23 protein-coding genes are annotated in these 20,228 nt (G+C 57.4%); 11 read left to right on the plus strand and 12 right to left on the minus strand.

The genetic code is table 11. The features are described 5' to 3' along the window. The first annotated feature begins 262 nt into the window (after positions 1-262). Complete coding sequence (locus tag GOX73_RS08560) at positions 263-541, plus strand: hypothetical protein (protein WP_171124535.1); 279 nt, start codon at positions 263-265, stop codon at positions 539-541. Between the two features lie 141 nt (positions 542-682). Further along, a complete protein-coding gene (locus GOX73_RS08565; RefSeq protein ID WP_171124536.1) occupies positions 683-2,011 on the plus strand; it encodes an FAD-binding oxidoreductase in 1,329 nt (442 codons plus the stop codon). Positions 2,012-2,014: 3 nt separating this feature from the next. Here the strand turns inward: GOX73_RS08565 and GOX73_RS08570 are convergent, their stop codons facing one another. After that, a complete protein-coding gene (locus GOX73_RS08570; protein WP_171124538.1) occupies positions 2,015-2,947 on the minus strand; it encodes an MBL fold metallo-hydrolase in 933 nt (310 codons plus the stop codon). A gap of 138 nt (positions 2,948-3,085) precedes the next feature. Here GOX73_RS08570 and gltX point away from each other — a divergent pair, with 138 nt between their 5' ends. Then, entirely contained in the window at positions 3,086-4,411 is a 1,326-nt protein-coding gene (gltX, locus tag GOX73_RS08575; protein ID WP_171124540.1) for a glutamate--tRNA ligase, read from the plus strand. Between the two features lie 78 nt (positions 4,412-4,489). Here gltX and GOX73_RS08580 read toward each other — a convergent pair whose 3' ends face one another. Next, positions 4,490-5,059 (minus strand): gamma-glutamylcyclotransferase family protein, encoded by a 570-nt coding sequence (locus GOX73_RS08580; protein WP_171122451.1) that lies wholly within the window; start codon positions 5,057-5,059, stop codon positions 4,490-4,492. A 95-nt stretch (positions 5,060-5,154) separates the two neighbouring features. Here GOX73_RS08580 and GOX73_RS08585 point away from each other — a divergent pair, with 95 nt between their 5' ends. Continuing rightward, on the plus strand, positions 5,155-5,601 hold the full coding sequence (locus tag GOX73_RS08585) for an Rrf2 family transcriptional regulator (RefSeq protein ID WP_171122449.1): 447 nt from the start codon (positions 5,155-5,157) through the stop codon (positions 5,599-5,601). A 2-nt stretch (positions 5,602-5,603) separates the two neighbouring features. On the opposite strand, the gene GOX73_RS08590 is transcribed toward GOX73_RS08585, so the two are convergent. Next, positions 5,604-8,132, minus strand: a complete 2,529-nt coding sequence (locus tag GOX73_RS08590) for an ABC transporter permease (RefSeq protein WP_171124543.1) — start codon at positions 8,130-8,132, stop codon at positions 5,604-5,606. After that, positions 8,129-8,824, minus strand: coding sequence for an ABC transporter ATP-binding protein (locus tag GOX73_RS08595; protein ID WP_171124545.1), 696 nt, complete (start codon positions 8,822-8,824; stop codon positions 8,129-8,131). Before GOX73_RS08595 ends, GOX73_RS08590 begins: the two co-directional genes overlap by 4 nt. A 26-nt stretch (positions 8,825-8,850) precedes the next feature. Here GOX73_RS08595 and GOX73_RS08600 point away from each other — a divergent pair, with 26 nt between their 5' ends. After that, positions 8,851-9,510, plus strand: coding sequence for an arylesterase (locus GOX73_RS08600; RefSeq protein WP_371808577.1), 660 nt, complete (start codon positions 8,851-8,853; stop codon positions 9,508-9,510). On the opposite strand, the gene GOX73_RS08605 is transcribed toward GOX73_RS08600, so the two are convergent. From GOX73_RS08605 to ettA, 6 genes are all read right to left on the minus strand, one after another. Continuing rightward, on the minus strand, positions 9,511-10,071 hold the full coding sequence (locus GOX73_RS08605; RefSeq protein ID WP_171124547.1) for a L,D-transpeptidase: 561 nt from the start codon (positions 10,069-10,071) through the stop codon (positions 9,511-9,513). A 192-nt stretch (positions 10,072-10,263) separates the two neighbouring features. Then, the gene (locus GOX73_RS08610) at positions 10,264-10,470 is read right to left on the minus strand and encodes a cold-shock protein (protein WP_170378838.1); all 207 of its coding nucleotides are present in this window, start codon (positions 10,468-10,470) and stop codon (positions 10,264-10,266) included. Positions 10,471-10,485: 15 nt separating this feature from the next. Beyond that, a complete protein-coding gene (locus GOX73_RS08615) occupies positions 10,486-10,656 on the minus strand; it encodes a hypothetical protein (RefSeq protein ID WP_171124549.1) in 171 nt (56 codons plus the stop codon). Between the two features lie 81 nt (positions 10,657-10,737). Next, positions 10,738-11,292, minus strand: coding sequence for a DUF6680 family protein (locus GOX73_RS08620; RefSeq protein WP_171124551.1), 555 nt, complete (start codon positions 11,290-11,292; stop codon positions 10,738-10,740). Between the two features lie 4 nt (positions 11,293-11,296). Next, positions 11,297-11,719 (minus strand): hypothetical protein, encoded by a 423-nt coding sequence (locus GOX73_RS08625; RefSeq protein ID WP_171134852.1) that lies wholly within the window; start codon positions 11,717-11,719, stop codon positions 11,297-11,299. Between the two features lie 66 nt (positions 11,720-11,785). After that, positions 11,786-13,453 (minus strand): energy-dependent translational throttle protein EttA, encoded by a 1,668-nt coding sequence (gene ettA / locus GOX73_RS08630; RefSeq protein ID WP_171122439.1) that lies wholly within the window; start codon positions 13,451-13,453, stop codon positions 11,786-11,788. A gap of 138 nt (positions 13,454-13,591) precedes the next feature. Between ettA and GOX73_RS08635 the strand changes: the two genes are divergently transcribed. The 3 genes from GOX73_RS08635 to dacB all read left to right on the plus strand — a co-directional run bounded on the left by GOX73_RS08635 (position 13,592) and on the right by dacB (position 16,261). Next, positions 13,592-14,062: an MOSC domain-containing protein gene (locus tag GOX73_RS08635; RefSeq protein ID WP_171124555.1), complete on the plus strand. Its 471-nt coding sequence runs from the start codon at positions 13,592-13,594 to the stop codon at positions 14,060-14,062. Between the two features lie 32 nt (positions 14,063-14,094). Then, on the plus strand, positions 14,095-14,715 hold the full coding sequence (locus GOX73_RS08640) for a nicotinate-nucleotide adenylyltransferase (RefSeq protein ID WP_171124557.1): 621 nt from the start codon (positions 14,095-14,097) through the stop codon (positions 14,713-14,715). A 67-nt stretch (positions 14,716-14,782) separates the two neighbouring features. Continuing rightward, complete coding sequence (dacB, locus tag GOX73_RS08645; RefSeq protein ID WP_171124559.1) at positions 14,783-16,261, plus strand: D-alanyl-D-alanine carboxypeptidase/D-alanyl-D-alanine-endopeptidase; 1,479 nt, start codon at positions 14,783-14,785, stop codon at positions 16,259-16,261. Positions 16,262-16,263: 2 nt separating this feature from the next. Here dacB and GOX73_RS08650 read toward each other — a convergent pair whose 3' ends face one another. Both GOX73_RS08650 and GOX73_RS08655 read right to left on the minus strand, forming a co-directional pair. Further along, positions 16,264-16,686 carry a tellurite resistance TerB family protein gene (locus tag GOX73_RS08650; protein ID WP_170427104.1) on the minus strand — a complete coding sequence of 141 codons (423 nt, stop codon included), beginning with the start codon at positions 16,684-16,686 and terminating at the stop codon, positions 16,264-16,266. An 81-nt stretch (positions 16,687-16,767) separates the two neighbouring features. Then, on the minus strand, positions 16,768-17,235 hold the full coding sequence (locus GOX73_RS08655) for an Lrp/AsnC family transcriptional regulator (RefSeq protein ID WP_171124561.1): 468 nt from the start codon (positions 17,233-17,235) through the stop codon (positions 16,768-16,770). 108 nt (positions 17,236-17,343) lie between these two features. On the opposite strand from GOX73_RS08655, the gene GOX73_RS08660 reads away from it, so the two are divergent. From GOX73_RS08660 to GOX73_RS08670, 3 genes are all read left to right on the plus strand, one after another. Continuing rightward, the gene (locus GOX73_RS08660; protein WP_171124563.1) at positions 17,344-18,144 is read left to right on the plus strand and encodes a phenylalanine 4-monooxygenase; all 801 of its coding nucleotides are present in this window, start codon (positions 17,344-17,346) and stop codon (positions 18,142-18,144) included. 78 nt (positions 18,145-18,222) lie between these two features. Beyond that, the gene (locus GOX73_RS08665) at positions 18,223-18,504 is read left to right on the plus strand and encodes a 4a-hydroxytetrahydrobiopterin dehydratase (RefSeq protein ID WP_254429142.1); all 282 of its coding nucleotides are present in this window, start codon (positions 18,223-18,225) and stop codon (positions 18,502-18,504) included. Between the two features lie 134 nt (positions 18,505-18,638). Beyond that, positions 18,639-20,213 carry a lysine--tRNA ligase gene (locus tag GOX73_RS08670; protein ID WP_171124568.1) on the plus strand — a complete coding sequence of 525 codons (1,575 nt, stop codon included), beginning with the start codon at positions 18,639-18,641 and terminating at the stop codon, positions 20,211-20,213. Positions 20,214-20,228 lie beyond the last annotated feature (15 nt).

Below are 20,228 nucleotides of genomic sequence, written 5' to 3' on the forward strand. Positions count from 1 at the left end.
GCGGGCCGCAAAGCGTCCAGTTTCGGATACAAATTATTCACATTTATCGAACTGTTTCCAAATCCCATGGGTTTGTGGCCGCTTCCCTTGGGAGCAGGGGTGGCTGCTTGATGATCTGACATCTTTTCGCCATAGTTTTGTTGAATTATCGCCTCATGTGGGGCGGGTGTGACGCATTGCACTGGGCAACGAGCCTTTGACAGCTATCTGGCCAAATGCGGAACACTGATATGGGTTTTGGTTGTAATGGTCTGGTACGATTATGCGTGAGGAATATGATAAACCTCTCCACTCGCCTTTGCCGTGGAAGTCGATGGAATCCGAAGGGCAAACGCTGGACGAGGCGAAGATTGACACTGTCATAGCCGACCTCCTGAGCGAGGAGGCCTCTCCTCGGACGGTCGAACCCGAAATCGCGCGGCCCGCTGAAACCGCAGAGTTGGACGCCGAAGACGAAAAGGTCGAGGATTCCTCGGAAACGGTCATTGGTTTCACGTCTGCCCTACGCCAGAAATGGGCTGAATTGGTCGGCGCTGCCTGAACGTTTCGGTCGCGACTAGAAGCGAAGCGTGCGCAGCGGCCACATATTATCAAAATAGTGTCAAACTCGACTTCGGTCGTATTGCTTCGGCACGATTGACGGGCATTCATTGCTGTCGGAGCAATGAATAATGAGCGGTAAATGCCCGGCCCGAAACCTATTCCTGTCGAACCTGATCTGAGCTTACCCAAAGCCGTGGACGTCGTTGTCATCGGGGGCGGGATCATCGGCTGTGCTACCGCTTTGGAGCTGTCAGAACGCGGCTTGTCGGTGTTGCTTTGCGAAAAGGGTCATATCGCTGGCGAACAGAGCTCTCGTAATTGGGGGTGGGTTCGATCAGGGCTGCGGGATCCCCGGGAAATTCCGCTGATGATCGAATCTCAGCGTCTGTGGGATGACCTGGACCGTAGGACCGGTCGAAGAACAGGTTTTGTCCGCTCGGGAATTTTGTTTGGTGCATCGGGCCCCCGCGACCGCAACAATCTGGAGCGTTGGCTGGCCCATGTGGACGGGCTGCAGACAGGTGCAAGAATGGTGTCCGGGGCGGACCTGAAAGAGCTTTTGCCGGGGTGTTCCACAGATTTGGACTGGGCCTTGCATATGCCGCAGGACGGCCGTGCCGAGCCGCAATGGGCCGCGCCTGCTATGGCCGAAACTGCGCGCGACCGAGGTGCCTCGGTGATGACCAACTGCGCGGTGCGCAGCGTGGATGTGCAAGGCGGTCGCGTCGCAGGTGTCTTCACCGAAAGGGGGCGCGTGACCTGCACACAGGTCGTGCTGGCCGGCGGTGCCTGGTCGCGTCTTTTTTCTGGAAATGCGGGGATCGACCTGCCGCAACTCAAGGTGTTGAACACGGTGCTGCGCACTTCGCCCGCTGACGGACCTGAAACGGCATTGTGGTCTGATGACTTTGCCATAAGAAAACGCGCGGACGGGGGCTATTCCATTGCCTCGGGGCACGAAAACACGGTCGATATCGTTCCTGACAGTTTTAGGTTGGCGCGGCGATTTCTGCCGGCCTACAGGCAAGAGTGGCGGTCGCTGCGGTTCCGCTTTTCCAAACGATGGGCGGCTGAGGCACAACAGGACCGGAGGTGGCTGCCCACGGATGTCACGCCGTTTGAACATTGCCGCGTTCTGGACCCGGAACCGTCACGCAAAGTTCTGAGACAGGTTTGGTCACGGGCCAGCAAAAGCGTACCTGCATTGAAGCAGGCAGAGATTGTTCAAAGCTGGGCGGGCTTGATTGATGTGACCCCAGATGCAATTCCGGTCATGTCGAGCGTCGACGAGATGCCCGGAATGTTCATCGCCACGGGATTTTCGGGCCACGGGTTCGGTATCGGGCCCGGGGCAGGGCGGTTGATGGCCGATCTTGTGACCGGAGCCGCCCCATGCGTGGACCCGGCCGCGTTTCGTCTGTCTCGGTTTACAGACGGCTGGAAGGTGCGGCCGGATCCTGGATATTAGGGGTTAGCCCATCATCTGATAGCTGACCGGGACAAAGCGGAATCCGTCGCCGCGGGTTTCGACAAACCCTGCCGACGGGAAGGGCATGTGGTATCCGATCATCGGAACTTTGTCTGCCGCCAGCATTCCCAGCACGTTGCGCCGTGACTGTGTCGCAGCGGCTTTGTCCATGTCAAAACGGACCTCCCATTCCGGATGCGCGAAAGACCAGACATAGTGGTTCGCCAGATCAGCGGTCAGCACCAGACGCTGGCCGTTGCTTTCCAGATGATAGACCGTGTGGCCCGGTGTATGTCCATATGCGGCCACGGCGGTAATGCCCGAGGTGACCTCGTCCCCGTCCTCAAGGAACGACATTTTCTCGGCCTGCGGGGTGACTTTGGCGGCCACCAGATCGCCAACGCGGTTCCCGGCGTCTTGCGCGGCCCAGAAATCATATTCCGGCGATGCGGTCACGAAGCGCGCATTTGCAAAGGTGGGCGCATCGTTTGTGGTCATGCCGCCGATATGGTCGGGGTGCATATGGGTGATCACAACGACGTCGATTTGATCTGTAGACACCCCCGCATCCGCCAGCGCGGCCTGAATGCCGCCTTGGCCCAGCCCTGTGTCGAACAGAACCAGCTCGGACCCTGTATTGACAAGCGTCGGGGTGAAGAAGAACTGTGCTACGTCGGGTGAGATGAAATTATCGGCCGAGACCTTGGCGAAATCCTCATCCGAGGCGCCTCCGCCAAAGATTTCCTTGGCGCCATCACGGGGCAGACTGCCATCCAATAGGGTCGTGACGGTAAAATCACCCAGTTGAAAGGATTTGGCGATGGTCGAGTTGGCCTTGGTTTCAGCCCCTGCAGCCAGAAGCGGTGTGGCTGCTGATGCAAACGGCAATGCCGCCGCAGCGCCCAAAGCGGCCCGGCGGGTCAGTTTAACGGTCATTTTTGATCTCCCTGTGTATCCCAGCAGGTGAAAGATAGGTCGTCAATATCAACTTGCCACTTGAAGTTACCGTGAACGGGGCCGTGGCTGGACAAAACGCCCATCCTGTGACAAGAGCCGCGCCAACAGGAGACACCTATGACAACCACCCGTTTCGCCCCGTCGCCCACCGGTTACATCCATGTGGGCAACCTGCGCACCGCCCTGATGAACTATCTGATCGCCCGCAAGGCTGGCGGCACGTTCATCTTGCGCATCGACGACACCGACCCCGAGCGTTCGAAGGAAGAATATGTCGACGCGATCAAACAGGATCTGGAGTGGCTGGGCCTGCATTGGGACCGGGTTGAGCGTCAGTCTGACAGGCTGGACCGCTATGCCGAGGCTGCCGACAAGCTGCGTGAGATGGGCCGGTTCTATGAGGCGTTCGAGACCCCGACCGAGCTGGATCTGAAGCGCAAGAAACAACTGAATATGGGCAAGCCTCCGGTCTATGACCGCGCGGCGTTGAACCTTAGCGATGCTGAAAAAGAGGCCCTGCGCGCCGAACGTGGCAACGGCGTCTGGCGCTTCAAGCTTGATCACGAGCGGATCGAGTGGAATGACGGCATTCTGGGCGACATCTCGATTGATGCGGCATCGGTTTCTGACCCAGTGCTGATCCGCGGCGACGGGCAGGTTCTTTACACAATTGCGTCGGTTGTTGATGACACTGAGATGGGTGTGACGGACGTGGTGCGTGGCTCGGACCACGTGACAAACACCGCGACGCAGATTCAGATCATTGAGGCACTGGGCGGCACATGCCCGCGCTTTGCACATCATTCGCTGTTGACCGGCCCTCAGGGTGAGGCGCTGTCGAAACGTCTGGGCACGCTGGCGTTGCGCGATCTGCGCGAACAGGGTGTGCAGCCGATGGCTCTGTTGAGCCTGATGGCGCGTCTGGGCTCGTCCGACCCGGTCGAATTGCGCCCGGACATGGCCGATCTGATTGACGGGTTTGATATTACCCGCTTCGGTGCGGCGCCGACCAAGTTCGACGTGCAGGACCTGTTCCCTCTGACTGCAAAGCACCTACAGTCTTTGCCGCTGGCGGATGTTGCCGACGCCGTGGCGGACGCTGGTGTACCGACGGAACTGGCTGAACCCTTCTGGGCCATGGCGCGCGAGAACATCACCACGCTGGCCGATCTGAAAGGCTGGTGGGAGCTGTGCCGCGATGGGGCCGAGCCATTGATCGCTGACGAAGACCGCGAGTTCATCGCCGAGGCTGTTGCGCTGCTGCCCGAAGGTCCGTTCGATGGGGAAACCTGGGGCCAATGGACGAGCGCCGTGAAGGAGGCCACAGGCCGCAAAGGCAAAGGTCTGTTCATGCCCTTGCGCAAGGCGCTGACGGGTATGGAACGGGGTCCCGAGATGGCCGCCTTGTTGCCATTGCTGCAAGTGATCCGCGCGCGGGGGTGATGAACGCGCCTTGTGGCGCGTGTCTCCGACGGAAGTATTTTTGAACAGAAGAAGGGCCGGGGTTTGACCTCGGCTTTTTTATTGGGCGTTAACGATGGTTGCAGAGAGATGCTGTAGGCGGTCGTCGACAAAGCGTGTTTCGTCGGGTTTGAGCTGTTGGTGGCGCGGGTAACGTGGTTCGACCCGATCGTTCAGGATCGGCGCGTCCCACCCGTCAGTGGTGGTAAAGAAACGTTCGGCCCCTTCTTCGCCAAAGGCGCGCAGATACCCCTGAACGACGACGTCAATATAGCTGAGCAATAGAGGGTGTTGGTCCGTCGGCTCGCCGTGCCGTTCATGCGGAACGGCATATACGGCGATCTCAACATCGTGGGTCAGGGGATGCGAGATGGAATGCGTCGCGGGTACGCGGTCGTAGGCCCATTCCCGTTCATCCAGCGCGGCCCAATCGTTTTTGGGAACATGGGCGATCATGCCATCGATTTCAGAGTCTGCGTCCGGAACCGCAGTCAGAAAAGCGACTGGTCGCAGGTCCGTATGCTTCCATGCGCGTCGCCACCCCTTTAGCCGGGCGGGGCGGGGATCGGGAAAGTCGTGGGTGGCGAGGTTCACGAGGCTGCCGTAGCCAAAGAAATAGGGATCTGCCATGTCTTCCTGTGTTCTGCTGGGGCAATTGATGTATGTCAAACCGCCTTTTTGCCAGACATGCAATAAGATCCCATCTTGAAATTTGGGAGGCCATCATGCGCATCACCAAAAGGACGAACATAGCAGTGCGCCTGTTGATGTATTGTGCGGCGCATCAAGACAGGTTGGTGACCAAGTCCGAGATCGCCGAAGCCTGCAATATCTCGGAAAACCATCTGGCGCAGGTGATCAATCAACTTAGTCAACTGAATTATCTCAGCACGCAACGCGGGCGGAACGGTGGTCTGGCGCTTGCGCGTCCGGCCGATCAGATCCGTATCGGGTCGGTTTTCCGCCATGTGGAGGGCAACCTGCCGCTGGCAGAGTGTTTTGCGGATGCCGATAATACCTGTCCGTTGACAGATGCCTGCCGGTTGCGACTGGCGCTGCAGGATGCGGCCGAAGTATTCTATGCCTCGCTGGATGAGATCACTTTGGACGCGCTGGTGTGTGACAACGACCAGTTGTTGAAAATTCTGCAACCGGTGGCCTGTGCAAGGTAAGTTTAATCGCTGGCTCGCAGTATGCGGGCCGGGCGCACCGCAAGGGGGCGCAGGGCAAAGCCAAGGCCCGCGCCCAGGGTCACGAAGATACCGGCCAATACGATGCCGATGGCCGAAGGCCAAATGACGGTAAAATCCGCGTCAAAGATGAATGTCGCCACGGCCCATCCCCCCATAACACCGGCCAGCAATGCGACGGAGCCTGCCGCAGCCCCCAGAAGTACTGCGCGCAGGGCAAAGCTCAGCAATATGCGGCGTCTGTCGGCGCCCAGTGTCTTAAGGATTGCGGCCTCATACCTGCGGGCGGGTTCGCCTGCGGCGGCTGCGCCGATCAACACCAAAAAGCCTGTCAGTAGCGAAACACCTGCCCCGTAAGACGTTGCCGCCGCCAGACCTGCCAAGAGGCCCGACACTCGGTCGATCGCATCGCGCACGCGGATCGCGGTGATATTTGGAAACTGCCCGGCCAGATCGCGCAGAATGGCGGCTTCGGCCTGTTCTTCGGCATAGACGGTGGCGATGAAACTATGCGGTGCACCGGCAAGGGCTGACGGGTTCATGGACATGATGAAACCTATTCCTGCGGTCGAGAAATCTACTTCACGCAGTGAGGTTAATTTGGCCGTAATATCACGCCCCAGAATGTTGACCGTCAGTTCATCACCGAGCTTTAGGCCCATTTCCTCGGCTTCTTCGGCTGCAAAGCTGACTTGGGGGCCGCCCGAGTAATCTTCTGGCCACCATTGGCCTGCGGTAATCCGTGTGTTTTTTGGGGGCAGCGCCGAATACGTCACGCCGCGATCGCCATCCAGAACCCAATGATCACCAGCTGTGTCCCGCGCCGGGCGTCCGTTGATCTGGGTGATGATGCCCCGCAGCATCGGTGCGCTCTCTACGCGGGTGACGGCTGAATCTTTTGACAATCGGTCAGAAAAGCCGGGCATCTGGTCTTTCTGAATGTCGACGAAAAAGTAGGATGGTGCCACGTCCGGCAGGTTTCCTGAGATTGCATTGCGCAATGTCCCGTCGATTTGTCCGACTGCCGCTAATACAGAAAGACCCAATCCCAAGGACAACACGACCGAAGCTGCGCCTTCGCGGGGGTTGGAAATCGCCGCCAGCGCCCAGCGTAGGGCGGGGCGACCACGTGCCGGTTTTGCCGCGAGGCGTGTAAGCCTGCGGATACCCAGTGCAGAAAGCGACAAAAGAAGTAGCGCGGCAATCAACCCTCCGCTGGTCCACAGCGTCAGGCGCGCGGACCCGCTGAACCACGCTACGGCTGAAATCAGCAGCACCAGACCAATGCCAGTCGCAATCACATACACTGGGCGGGGCAGAACCCTTGCCGAGGTCAGGGCATCGCGAAACAAGGTTGCGGCGCGGACTTCTTCTGTTCGGGCCAGTGGCCAAAGTGTGAATAAAAAGGCAGTCAAAAGCCCGTAGAGCGCGGCCTCTGCCAAGGGCTGCGGGTAGAGTGAAAAAACAGCGGGTACAGGCAGGCGGGCTTCGATCAAAGGCGCCAAGACCAGAGGCGCAACTCCGCCCAATATCAGGCCCATCACGATGCCAATGCCGGACAGGATACCGATCTGGATCATATAGGTTTGAAAGATGGTTGCTTTATCTGCGCCCAATGTCCGTAGGGTTGCGATTGTTTCGGTTTTCTGGGCGAGATAAGCGCGCACTGCGGCGGAAACACCGATGCCGCCGACTGCCAGACCGGACAACCCGACCAAAACCAGAAAGGCGCTTAGTCGGGCGACGAATTCGGAAATTCCCGGTGCTCCGTTTCGTGCGTCGGTCCAGCGCATGCCAGTTCCGTCAAAGAACGTCTGTGCACTTGCCGATAGCGTTCCGAGATCAGCGTCTTGCGGCAGCTCCAACCGGTATTTTGTTGAAAACAGCGTTCCCGGTGCCAGCAGTCCAGACGACTGAAGATCCTTTGTGCGGACCATCGTTCGCGGCCCCAACCCAAACCCGTCTGCGGCCCCGTCCGGCTCATGCAGCAGGGCTGCCATCAATACAAAGTCCTGAGTTCCAAGCGTAACTCGGTCGCCTGTCGACAAACCTAACCTGTCGATCAGAATTCGATCCATGACGGCACCAGGCAGTACCCCTTGCCCATCCATCGCGACCGAGAGCGGCATCTCGGGCTCCAACACGGGCGACCCCAAAAGCGGATAGGCGTCATCAATAGATTTCACCTGTGTCAGGGCGCGTTGCGTTTCGCCGTTCAACTGGACAACGGCCATTGAGCGGAAATCTACGACCTCGGACAGGGCTTCTGCCGTTTTCTGCATCCAGGCGCGTTCGTCGTCATTGGCAAAGCGGTAGGTGAACTCCAACTGGGCATCGCCACCCAAAAGGGACGCGCCTTCTTTGGACAGTCCAGTCTGGATGGCGTGGCGAACGGATCCGACTGCGGCGATTGCCGCGACCCCTAACGCCAGACAAGCGAGGAATACTTGAAACCCCCGCAGCCCACCGCGCAGTTCGCGACGCGCCAAACGCGCGGCAAGGCGCAGGCTCATTCTGCGGCCTCTTGCTGCGTGTCTTCGGTTATGCGCCCGTCGCGCAACCGGATCACCCGGTCACATTTCTGGGCCAAGCTGTGGCTGTGTGTGACCAGTATGAGGGTGGCGCCATGTCGATCCCGTAGGTCGAGCAGCAAGTCAACAATCGCAGTACCGTTTGCTTCATCCAGATTTCCGGTGGGTTCGTCGGCCAGCAATATCTGAGGGCGCGGCGCGACGGCGCGTGCAAGGGCGACGCGCTGTTGCTCACCGCCCGATAGTTGCGCGGGGTAGTGATCCCGACGATGCGCCAGCCCGACGGCCTCTAGTTCCGTTTCTGCCCGCGAGAAGGCATCGCGATGTCCGGCCAGTTCCAACGGCGTGGCGACGTTCTCTAAGGCCGTCATCGAGGGGATGAGGTGGAAGTTCTGGAAAACAACACCCATCGCGCTGCGCCTGAAACGGGCCAGTGCGTCTTCGTCCATGTCGGTCAGATCGTGATCCAGCACGGTAATCCTGCCGCCTGTTGCCTGCTCCAACCCGCCCATCAGCATCAGCAATGACGACTTGCCCGACCCGGACGGGCCAACCAGACCCAGCGTTTCCCCCTTGTTTACTGATAAATTGATGTCGTGCAGAATATCCACCCGACCGGCATTGCCATCCAGCGACAAAGCAGCATTTTGAAGCGAGAGTACTGGTGATGTCATAGGTCAATCCAATCGGAGGCGGTCAATTGGGATATGGAGCGGTTGGGATTTTGCGCAAGGCTTGGATGTCGGGCGCGTTTGCGTGCTGCGGCTTTGCGGTCACAGCCGAAACCGTTGTGATCGCGGCTTTGGGCGACTCGCTGACCCAAGGCTATGGGTTACCCGAACAGGAGGGATTTGTTCCGCAGCTTTCAAGCTGGCTTCGGGACAAAGGGGCCGACGTGCGGCTGATTAACGCCGGAGTGTCCGGCGATACCACTGCGGGTGGGGCGTCGCGTGTCGGTTGGACCCTGACGCCCGAGGTGGACGGAATGATCGTCGCATTGGGTGGGAATGACCTGTTGCGGGGGATCGACCCGGCCGTGTCACGCTCTAACCTCGAAGCGATCTTGCAGGCCACGGACGCCGCAATGGTCGAGGTCCTGCTGGTCGGCATGCAAGCGCCGGGAAATTACGGCGCGGCATATAAGTCAGAATTTGACGCAATTTACCCCGATCTGGCCGCACAGTTTCAGACCGGATACGCTCCGGATTTTTTTGCGGGATTGGTGGCAGAGGGCGATCCGAATGCCGTCCGCGCGTACCTCCAGCCCGACGGCATCCACCCGAACGCCAAGGGTGTTTCTCTGATTGTCGAGGCGATCGGCCCAAGTGTTCTGGACCTGGTGAACCAGATCAACGACTGATCAGACCACCGTCACAACGGTTCCGACCGGAACACGCTCGTACAGGTCGATGACGTGCGCGTTCAGCATTCTGATGCACCCGTTCGAGGCCGCTGTTCCGATCGTCTGCGGCTGCGTCGTTCCGTGAATTCGGAAATAGGTGTCGACTCCGTTCTGGAACAGATAAAGAGCGCGGGCACCCAATGGATTGTCGCCCCCACCCGGTTGGACATAGTCGTTGTCCCTGAAGCGGGCATATGTCCTTGGTTCCCGTTCAATCATCTCTTCGGTCGGCCGCCAGGTGGGCCATTCTTTCTTGACGTCGATCGTAGCGGTTCCGGTGAATTCCAGCCCGGCCTTGCCGACACCGCAGCCATAGCGAATGGCCTTGCGCGGTTCGGTGACGTAGTAGAGGTAGAAAGAGCGCGGAACCACCAACAACTGGCCCGGCAGAAATTCTTTCTTGATCCGCACATATTGTGGCGTGGGATCGTATTCGACGGCTTTTTTCTTTGCCGTGGCCATTCCGGGGATCAAGCAGGTGGCTGCGGCTGTGGTAACGAATGTGCGACGTGTGAACATGGTGGTTCTCTTCAAATTAACACGGAAATCATAACGATAATGTTGAATGATATCCGATCCGGTCAATCACCGGGACAGAGTAACCGAAAAGTGATGTATTCCTGCGGACACAGTATCGCCGTGGTGCCGCCGGTCGAAAAAACAAGTCGAAAAAGAAAAAGGGCAGGGGATTATCCCTGCCCTTGGAACGGCTTACGCCAGTTCGATATTGTCAGCGCTTTCGCGGCCGTCACGACCCGAGCGCAGCTCGTAGGTGACTTTCTGATTGTCGGCCAGACCGGTGAGGCCCGAGCGTTCGACGGCCGAGATGTGCACAAAGATGTCTTTGCCGCCATCTTCGGGTGCGATAAAGCCGTAGCCTTTGGTGGTGTTGAACCATTTAACGGTGCCTGCAGGCATATCCGTGTCTCCTGTTTAGTGCTGCCCACGTGGATGCGGCAGCCTGGCGTCGTCGGTCTGGATCGAGTGACTGAGCGCCGTAGAAGGAGACAGTAGGTCGAAATAGAAAAACGTAAGCCCTTTGGATATGGCATTGGGGTGGGCGTGTGGCAAGGGTGGATCACTCAGGCAGATATTTTTCGCCATCTTCCTCCACCTGTTCAAGAAAGCTATTTTTGTCGTCTGGGCCCAAAAGCTCCGCGACACCAAGTTTGGAAAAGTGAGTTCTCATTCACTGTGTTCCAGCTCAGGTGGTTCAGGGAAAGGGCTATTTTGTGCAATAAAATTTGACACAGGTAGCGGGCGATGACCTTCAAGCAGCTGATTGAGCAGTACCGCATTCTTGCGTTGGATGAAGTTTTCGTCGTTCCAGCCTTTGGGAACATAGCTTCTGCGTTCCAATTCCCGTTTGTCGAAGTTGTACCCAACTACAATTCCGATCTGATGAACAAGATCCATGAACAAATCTGAGCGATGGTCATAGTGTCGATTTAAATCTTCGTCACTGCTATTCGGCTCTGGCGCACTAAGGTGTTCAATGTACTTTTGAAAAGCCGCCCTCACGGCTTGTTTGTCGTAAAACTCTAGTTCTACGATGTTCAACGCCGCAACGTGGACGGGATCAAGTCTGATACCACGGGTTTGCATTAAGTCTTTAAAAAGTTCAAACCGTCTGCGTTTCGCTTCACTGCGATCATCAAGCCACCGGGTGATGAGAACTGCAGAGATTGGGCCTATCACTATCGCTGCAAGGGTCAGAATGGCGTAAAGAGTTTGGTCCATTGGCTCACTCCGCAAACTCTACGTTCTTATGGAATTTGGCATTTAATGGACCGATAGGCGTACTAATCCGATAAGTCTCGTTAGGATTTAAAACTTCCGGGAAATCAAAAGGTACGGCTATTTCTCCAGAGGGCTCTTCAAATGAAGCACCGGTGATTGAGACGGAGCCTTTTGGCATTCTATAAACAATTTCACCAACAACTCGTCCTTCGTTGGTCGTGTAAGAACCGGAATAGGTTAGGCCAGCGATGTCTGCTCCTGCGACTGCTCCAGAGCGAAAAACAAACATCGCCATGGCTTGGCCAGCCTGGCCGCTGAGGTATGCAGTATAGATTCCGTCGATCATAAATTTTTGTTCCCAAATGGTTGAATTTGTAGAACATATATTGCGCACAACACCTTGCGTCGCAAGATGTTGTGCGGTCATGAAAAATAGTCTGCGAAGTCGAGTAAGTTAAACGTTCATTTTTAGAACTCGAAGAACCTGAACCAATTACCGCGCAAACTTCTTATGCTTCAACCGCTTGGGTTCCAGCGCGTCCGGTCCCAGACGGCGCTTTTTGTCCTCTTCGTAGTCCTCGAAGTTGCCCTCGAACCACTCAACATGCGCATCGCCCTCAAACGCCAGAATATGCGTGCAAATCCGGTCGAGGAAGAAGCGGTCGTGCGAGATCACCACGGCGCAGCCGGCGAAATCGACCAGCGCGTCTTCCAGTGCGCGCAGGGTTTCGACGTCGAGGTCGTTGGTCGGTTCGTCGAGCAGCAGGACGTTGCCGCCTTCTTTTAACAGGCGGGCCATGTGGACGCGGTTGCGCTCACCGCCCGACAGCAGCGAGACCTTTTTCTGCTGATCGCCGCCCTTGAAGTTGAAGGACGAGCAATAGGCGCGGGAATTGACCTGCGCGTCGCCCAGTTGGATGATCTCGGCCCCGCCGGTGATCGCCTCCCACACCGTATCGTTGTCGGCAAGGTCGTCGCGGGATTGGTCGACATAGGACAGCTCGACCGTGTCGCCCAGCGTGATGGTGCCGCTGTCGGGCTGTTCCTGACCGGTCAGCATCTTGAAAAGGGTCGATTTACCGGCACCGTTGGGGCCGATGACGCCGACAATGCCGCCGGGAGGCAGGGCGAAGTCCAGCCCTTCGATCAGTTGCTTGTCGCCCATGTGTTTCGACAGACCTTCGACCTCAATCACCTTGCCGCCAAGGCGCTGGCCGTTGGGGATGACGATCTGGGCACGGGTCAGCTTTTCGCGTTCGGACTGCTCGGCGAGCTCGTTATAGGCGTTGATCCGGGCCTTGGACTTGGCTTGACGGGCCTTTTGGCCCTGACGCATCCATTCCAGTTCCCGTTGGAGCGTCTTCTGCTTGGACTTGTCCTCGCGGGCTTCCTGTTCCAGCCGTTTGGCTTTTTGTTCCAGCCATGCAGAGTAGTTGCCTTCGTAGGGAATGCCGCGGCCGCGGTCGAGTTCGAGGATCCAGCCGGTGATGTCATCCAGAAAATAGCGGTCGTGGGTGACGATCAGGATGGTGCCCTTGTAGTCGATCAGGTGCTGTTGCAGCCAGGCGATGGTCTCGGCGTCCAGGTGGTTGGTCGGTTCGTCCAGCAGCAGCATGTCGGGTGCTTCCAGCAGCAGTTTGCAGAGCGCCACGCGGCGCTTCTCACCGCCCGAGAGGTTGGCAATATTGGCATCGTCCGGCGGGCAGCGCAGCGCCTCCATCGAGACGTCGATCTGGCTGTCGAGGTCCCACAGGTTTTCCGCATCAATCGCGTCCTGCAGGGTGGTCATTTCCTCCATCAGCTCGTCCGAGTAATTCTCGGCGATCTCCATGGCGATCTCGTTAAACCGGTCAACCTTGGCCTTTTTCGCGGCTACACCCAGCATGACGTTTTCACGCACGGACAGCGATTCATCGAGCTGTGGCTCCTGCGGCAGGTAACCGACCTTTGCACCCTCGGCGGCCCAAGCCTCGCCAGTAAAGTCCGTATCGAGGCCGGCCATGATTTTCATCAGCGTCGATTTACCCGCGCCGTTGACGCCGACGACACCGATTTTTACGCCGGGCAGAAAACTGAGGTGGATGTTTTCAAAGCACTTCTTGCCACCGGGATAGGTCTTGGAGACACCCTGCATGTGGTAGACATATTGATAGGCGGCCATGTCGCGTCCTCTGGGTCGGGGAAATCAGGTTAGACCGCTAGATATCCAAGCAGGGCGGGCGGGGCAAGCTGGTGACTTTGTGAATTTCATTTGGAAATGTCGCGGGGTAAATGAACAGGAGCGACCGAGGGCTGTGTATTGAGCGGATTGGCGGAATTAATTGCGGGTTGGGCAATTCCCGGCCGGATCGATTGGATCGGATTGCGCACGGATCGCCGTGCAGAAATGAATCAGAAAATAGACGTCTTTATTTCTGACGAAGGGCTTTCAGGCGATCGCAGTCGCGCGGGCAAGCGGGCGGTCACGCTGATTCAGCAGGAACATCTGGCCGCGATTGGCTCTTATCTGGGGCGGGGGCCGGTTACGCCGAAAACCCTGCGGCGCAATCTGGTGGTTTCGGGGATCAATCTGGCCGCGCTCAAGGGGCGTGAGGTGCAGGTGGGCGAGGCCATCTTGCGCTTTACCGTGATCTGTGCGCCGTGCAGCCGGATGGAAGAGGCGCTGGGCAAGGGCGGATACTCTGCCGTGCGTGGACACGGCGGTTGGTGTGCAGAAGTGGTCCGGCCCGGGCGGGTCAAGCTGGGGGATGCAGTGAAACCTGTTGATTGACAAGCTGCCACAGTTCTGAACAACAGCAAGGGATGTTTCGACACGATATTCCATTTGCGCGGCCGGGGCAGGTCGTTGGGCTGTTTGGCGGGTCATTTGATCCACCACATCAGGGACACGTGCATGTGACGCTTGAAGCGATGAAAGCCTTTGGTTTGGATCAGGTCTGGTGGCTGGTGACGCCGGGAAACCCGTTGAAAGATCAAGGGCCCGCACCGTTGGAGCGCCGGCTTGCGGCTGCGGGTGAAGTTATGCAGCACCCTCGCGTTGCGGTTACGGGTATCGAGACCCTTACTGGTACGCGGGCGACATCAGATACCCTGATGAAATTGCAGAAGCTTTATCCTGGGGTCCGGTTCGTATGGTTGATGGGGGCTGATAATCTGGCTCAGTTCCATCGGTGGAAAGATTGGCGGTTGATCATGGACAGTGTGCCCGTTGGCGTTGTTGCGCGCCCGGGTGACCGGATATCTGCCCGAATGTCGCCTGCGGCGCGGATTTATTCCAAGTATCGGATCGATGGGCAGGCGCGGCATTTGCTTGGGCGGGCTGAGGCCCCGGCGTGGTGTTTCGTGAACGTGCCGATGGTCCATGTCAGTTCAACCGATCTGCGGTCTCGGGGCGCTTGGGCGAATGAGGTGTTGCCCGAATAGCCCCAGAGGGCGCATAATGATCTGTGACCGGTTGTGCGCCTGTGATCTCTGGGATTTTAATTGACCCATGGCTGATCGTTTTTCACGTCGTAAGTTTTTAGGAGGGCTTGGCGCCGCCTTTGGCCCCGTTGCGGCCTTCGGTAATCCGCCCGAAGTATCGCTGAGACCGCAGCTTCGCGGAGCGCAGCCCAACGGGGCGGAGCGCCTGATCAAAGCAGCCGGTCTGAAAGGTGAAGTTGCCTTTGCCGTTGCCGATGTGGAAACCGGGGCCAAGCTGGAAGCGGTTGGCGGTAATCTGGGTTTGCCCCCGGCCAGCGTGGGCAAAGCTTTGACGGCCCTTTATGCATTGGATGTTTTGGGTCCTGACTATCGGTTCGAAACAAAACTGGTTGCGGACGGGCCGGTTGAAAATGGTGTCCTGAAAGGCGATTTGGTTCTTGTTGGCGGTGGTGATCCGCTGTTGGACACTGATGCGCTGGCGACGATGGCGGCTAATCTGCGTGAGGCGGGTGTCATCGAAGTGCGCGGCGCGTTCAAGGTGTATGACGGAGCCTTGCCCTACGTGTTCAGCATTGACCCCGGTCAGCCGGATCACTTGGGTTATAGCCCGGCCATCAGTGGAATATCTCTTAACTTCAACCGGGTACATTTTGAATGGAAGCGCGAGGGGACGGACTACGACATTGCGATGGACGCACGAAGCGCGCGGTATAATCCAGCGGTCGATATGGCGACTATGCGGGTCGAGGGGCGCAAGACTCCGATCTATACCTATGAGCCAAGCGCGCGGCAGGATCGTTGGACTGTCGCCAAGGCCGCACTGGGCAATGGGGGGGCGCGTTGGTTACCTGTTCGCAAGCCCGCCCTTTACGCGGGTGATGTCTTCCGAACACTGGCCCGGTCTAATGGGATCGTACTGGACCGCGTTCAGGTGACGCGTGAGCCGCCCCTGGGTGCGGACCTGGTTGTTCATCTAAGTGATCCTCTTGACAGTATTCTTCGTGGGATGCTGAAGTATTCGACCAACTTGACCGCTGAATTGGTTGGAATGACAGCGTCGAAAGCACGGGGCGCAGACCTTCAGACCTTACCGGACTCAGCCGCAGAGATGAACCGCTGGGCTGCCGAGACATATGGCGTAAACGGGATTGCAATGGTTGATCACTCGGGCCTAGGTGATGCGTCCCGTGTCGCTCCCGAAGATTTGGTCAAGGCGCTGATCGAAGCACAGAAAACCGGTGCCCTTCGGCCCTTGTTGAAAAAGTTCACTTTGGCGGACAGCCAGGGGCGTCCAGTCAAGGACCACCCAATCAAGGTAGACGCCAAAACCGGGACGTTGAATTTTGTGTCCGGGTTGGGCGGGTTCATTACGACGCCGGATGGGTCCGAACTGGCTTTCGCTATCTTCACGGCTGATGTTGATCATCGGGCCACGATCCCACGGGCCCAGCGCGAGCGTCCGCAGGGCGCGCGCAGTTGGAACAGTCGTTCTCGCAGATTACAGCGCGCCTTGATCGAGCGTTGGGGAACCCTGAACGGCAGTTGAAATCAGGTGGTGTGACGCGCCCGTGCGCCCCGTTCGATTGCGGCGGCGTGCAGCCTGTCGATGTTCAGTTCGTACCGGATTTCTTCCAACAGGCGTAGCTCGGTTTCCGCAAGAGATCCATCAGCCGCGGCAACATCGCAAGCCAGAGCATAGGCCGTTTCGTGCAGGCGTTCGGGCAAGTTGTCCCGGATCAGACCGAAAAGCGCATCCAGCCCGTCTTCTTGTTCGAATAGGTCAAATACGATTTGCGAAACACGCCGTGTCCGGTCGATGTCGTATTCGGCAAAGACCGGCAGCATGTTCACCGCGCCTTCGATTTTGACCAGTTCAGCAGTGCGTATGGTTTCGTCAGAGGCAGAGATCGCAACCATGATCGCGACAAGGCAATCTTGGGGGGACATAGGATGAGGTACTTGATCGGTCATGGTGTCGTCCTGATTAGGCTTTCTGCATCCGCACGATAGGAGGGCTGGCAGGCAGGTTCAACGGATTTTGCTTTGCCGCTGTTAGAGAATGGGCAAAGGCCCGCGTGTTTTTGTCTGGCGCAGCACAAAATTGCTGCGCGTGTCGCGAACCAAACCGGATTTTAAAAGGCGTTGCATGATGAAATGCTCAAGCTCTTCGGGGGTTTTGGCATAGACCTTGAGGATAAAGTCGTGATCCCCGGTAATTGAGGCGCACTCGACAATTTGCGGTTCGGTTTCGATCAGGCGCAGGAAGGCGTTGATGCTGTCTTCCTGATGTTCGCGCAGGGCTACATGGACATAGGCGATTGCGTTCAGCCCAACGGACTTGGCGCGTATCTGAGCCGTATAGCCTGCGATAATACCGACGGCCTCTAGATCGCGCACGCGCCGCCAGCATTGTGACGCGGATAATCCTGTTCGATCAGAAAGCTCCTGCATGGACAAGCGACCATCGGCCTGAAGCTCTTGCAGAATGGTGATATCGGCGGTTTGAAGATTTCGTGTCATATTTTTCATTTTTTCGACATGTATCTGCCAAAATATCGAAATTTTCGGATGAATCCAAACCAATTCCCTCTGTCGACGTAGCTAAAATTCTCTTGAGGAGGAAACGTGATGCCGAAGTCGACCAAATACGTCGCCAAAGTCGCCGATGCGCGCGGACATATTGCCTATACGCCAGAAGAGGACGCCGTTTGGGCCGATCTCTACGCAGCTCAAGAGGCAAATGTTCAACGTTATATGGCTCAGGATTACCTGGACGGGTTGGCTCGTCTGGATATGCCGAAAACGTCCGTACCTTCTTGCGCCGCAATCTCAGAGCGGCTTTTGGACCTTACCGGTTGGCGGGTGCAGCCGGTGCCTGCCCTGATTGGGTTCAAAACCTTTTTTGGTATGTTGGCCGACCGCGTTTTCCCAGCCGCATCCTTTATCCGCTCGCGCGTGGATTTTGATTACATCGAAGAGCCCGATATTTTTCATGAGATCTTTGGCCATACTCCCTTGCTGAGTGATCCGCGCTTCGCCGCCTTTAGCCATGCGATTGGCAAGGCCGGTGTTCAGGCCGGTGCAAAGGATTATTCGTGGCTGATCCGCCTCTACTGGTTCTCGATCGAATTTGGTTTGCGCCGTCAAAACGGCCAGATCAAGGCGCTTGGATCGGGTCTTGCCTCGTCGCCGACAGAGTTGGTCTATGCCGTGGAAAGCGACATACCTGACCGGGATCCGTTCGACGTTCTTACGATCCTGCGTACCCCTTATCGGATCGACATGCATCAAATGGGCTATTTCGTGCTAAACTCGCCCGAAAACCTGTTTGAGGCCGCCGACCGAGACCTGTTGGCTGATGTACGGCAAGCGCAGACCCTTGGGCTGCTGCCGAACAAATTTCCGGAAAAAGTAACTGCAGCGGAGTGAATGAAAATGACCCTATCTGGAGAGACGTGCAGCCTATCAGACCGGACCTGTGTGCCCTGTTCTGGAGGAATCCCACCTTTGACGGCTGATGAGGCCAATACGCATATGGCTGAGCTTGCCGCTGACTGGAAACTGGGCGCAGACGCAAAAACGCTGAGCCGCCACTATGCGTTCAAGGGGTTTGCCAAGGCAACGTATTTGGCCAATCTTTGTGCGTGGCTTGCGGATCAACAGGGCCACCATCCGGATATTGCGTTTGGCTGGGGTTATGTGGATGTCAAATTGACGACGCACGAAATTGGCGGGCTCAGCGAGAATGATTTCATTTGGGCGGCTAAACTGGATCAACTGACCGAGTGATCCCGCGTTTCCAGGCTTTCCCGTCAGGAAAAACCCCAGCCTTTATTGACTCATGCTGCACCGGCACAATAGGAGGGGCCGGTCGGTTGCATGCGGCGACCGGCGCTGTTTTTCCCGATGGAGCTTGTCGAATAATGTCTGAACTGCGTGAAACCGCGATGTCGTCCAAGGCCTGGCCTTTTGAAGAGGCGCGCCGGGTGCTCAAACGCTATCAGAAGGGCGCTCCGGAAAAGGGGTATGTGCTGTTTCAGACAGGGTATGGACCGTCGGGCCTGCCGCATATCGGAACATTTGGCGAGGTTGCCCGGACTTCGATGGTGCGTCACGCGTTTGAGCAGATCAGCGATATTCCCACCAAGCTGATTTGTTTCTCGGACGATATGGATGGTTTCCGCAAAGTGCCGACCAACGTACCAATGCAGGAAGAGTTGAAAGAAGACCTGCACCTGCCGCTGACCAAAGTGCGCGATCCGTTTGGGACGCATGAAGGGTTCGCGCAACACAACAACGCGATGCTGTGTGACTTTCTGGATAGCTTCGGGTTCCAATATGAATTCGCTTCGGCCACCGATTACTACACCAGCGGCAAGTTTGATGAGATGCTTCTGACGGCCTTGGACCGGTTCGAGAAGATTCAGGAAATCATGTTGCCGACCCTTGGGGCCGAGCGGCGCGAGACCTATTCCTGCTTCCTGCCGATCAGCCCGAAAACCGGTCACGTTCTGCAGGTTCCCACGCTAGAGCGTAACGTGGCCAAGGGGACGATCGTCTATCAGGAACCCGACGGTGAAAAGGTCGAAATCCCGGTCACTGGTGGCAACGTCAAGATGCAGTGGAAGCCGGATTGGGCCATGCGGTGGGCCGCGTTGGGCGTGGACTATGAGATGTCTGGCAAGGACCTGATCGACTCGGTCACGCAGTCGTCGAAAATCTGCCGGGCGCTGGGCAAACAGCCGCCCGAGTCGCTGAGCTATGAGTTGTTCAATGATGAGCAGGGGCAGAAGATCTCGAAATCGAAAGGCAATGGCTTGTCGATGGAGGAGTGGCTGACCTACGCCGCGCCCGAAAGCCTGTCGTATTTCATGTACCAAAAGCCCAAGACGGCCAAGCGTCTGTACTTTGATGTCATTCCCAAAGCGGTGGATGAGTATCACCAGCAGTTGCGGGCTTATCCGGGGCAAGAATTGAAGGCGCAGTTGAACAACCCCGTTTGGCACATCCACGGCGGCGACGTTCCTGAATCAACGCTGATGGTGTCGTTTGCGATGTTGTTGAATCTTGCGTCTGTGTCCGGCGCCGAGGACAAAGAGGCGTTGTGGGGCTTTATCCGTCGCTACGCGCCTGAAGCCACGGCCGAAACGCATCCTGACCTTGATCAGGCGGCAGGTTTTGCGGTTCGCTACTTCAACGATTTCGTCAAGCCAACCCGCCAACATCGTGCACCTACAGATCAAGAGCGCGAGGCGTTGGAAGCGCTAAAAGCCGCGCTTGCAGACTATGACGGTCCGATCGAAGATGAGGCGTTGCAATCCGTGGTCTATGCCATCGGGCGGGATCGGTTCGACCCGCTGCGGGGATGGTTTACCGCGTTGTACGAAGTCCTCTTGGGGGCCTCGCAAGGGCCGCGTTTTGGTGGATTTATCGCGCTGTATGGCGTGCCGGAAACGATTGCCTTGATCGACAAGGCGCTGGCCGGAGAACTGGTCTGATTTGACCTAGTACCG

Origin of the sequence: Ruegeria sp. HKCCD7221 (genome assembly GCF_013031225.1) — a bacterium.
In the GTDB taxonomy this organism is placed as follows: domain Bacteria; phylum Pseudomonadota; class Alphaproteobacteria; order Rhodobacterales; family Rhodobacteraceae; genus Ruegeria.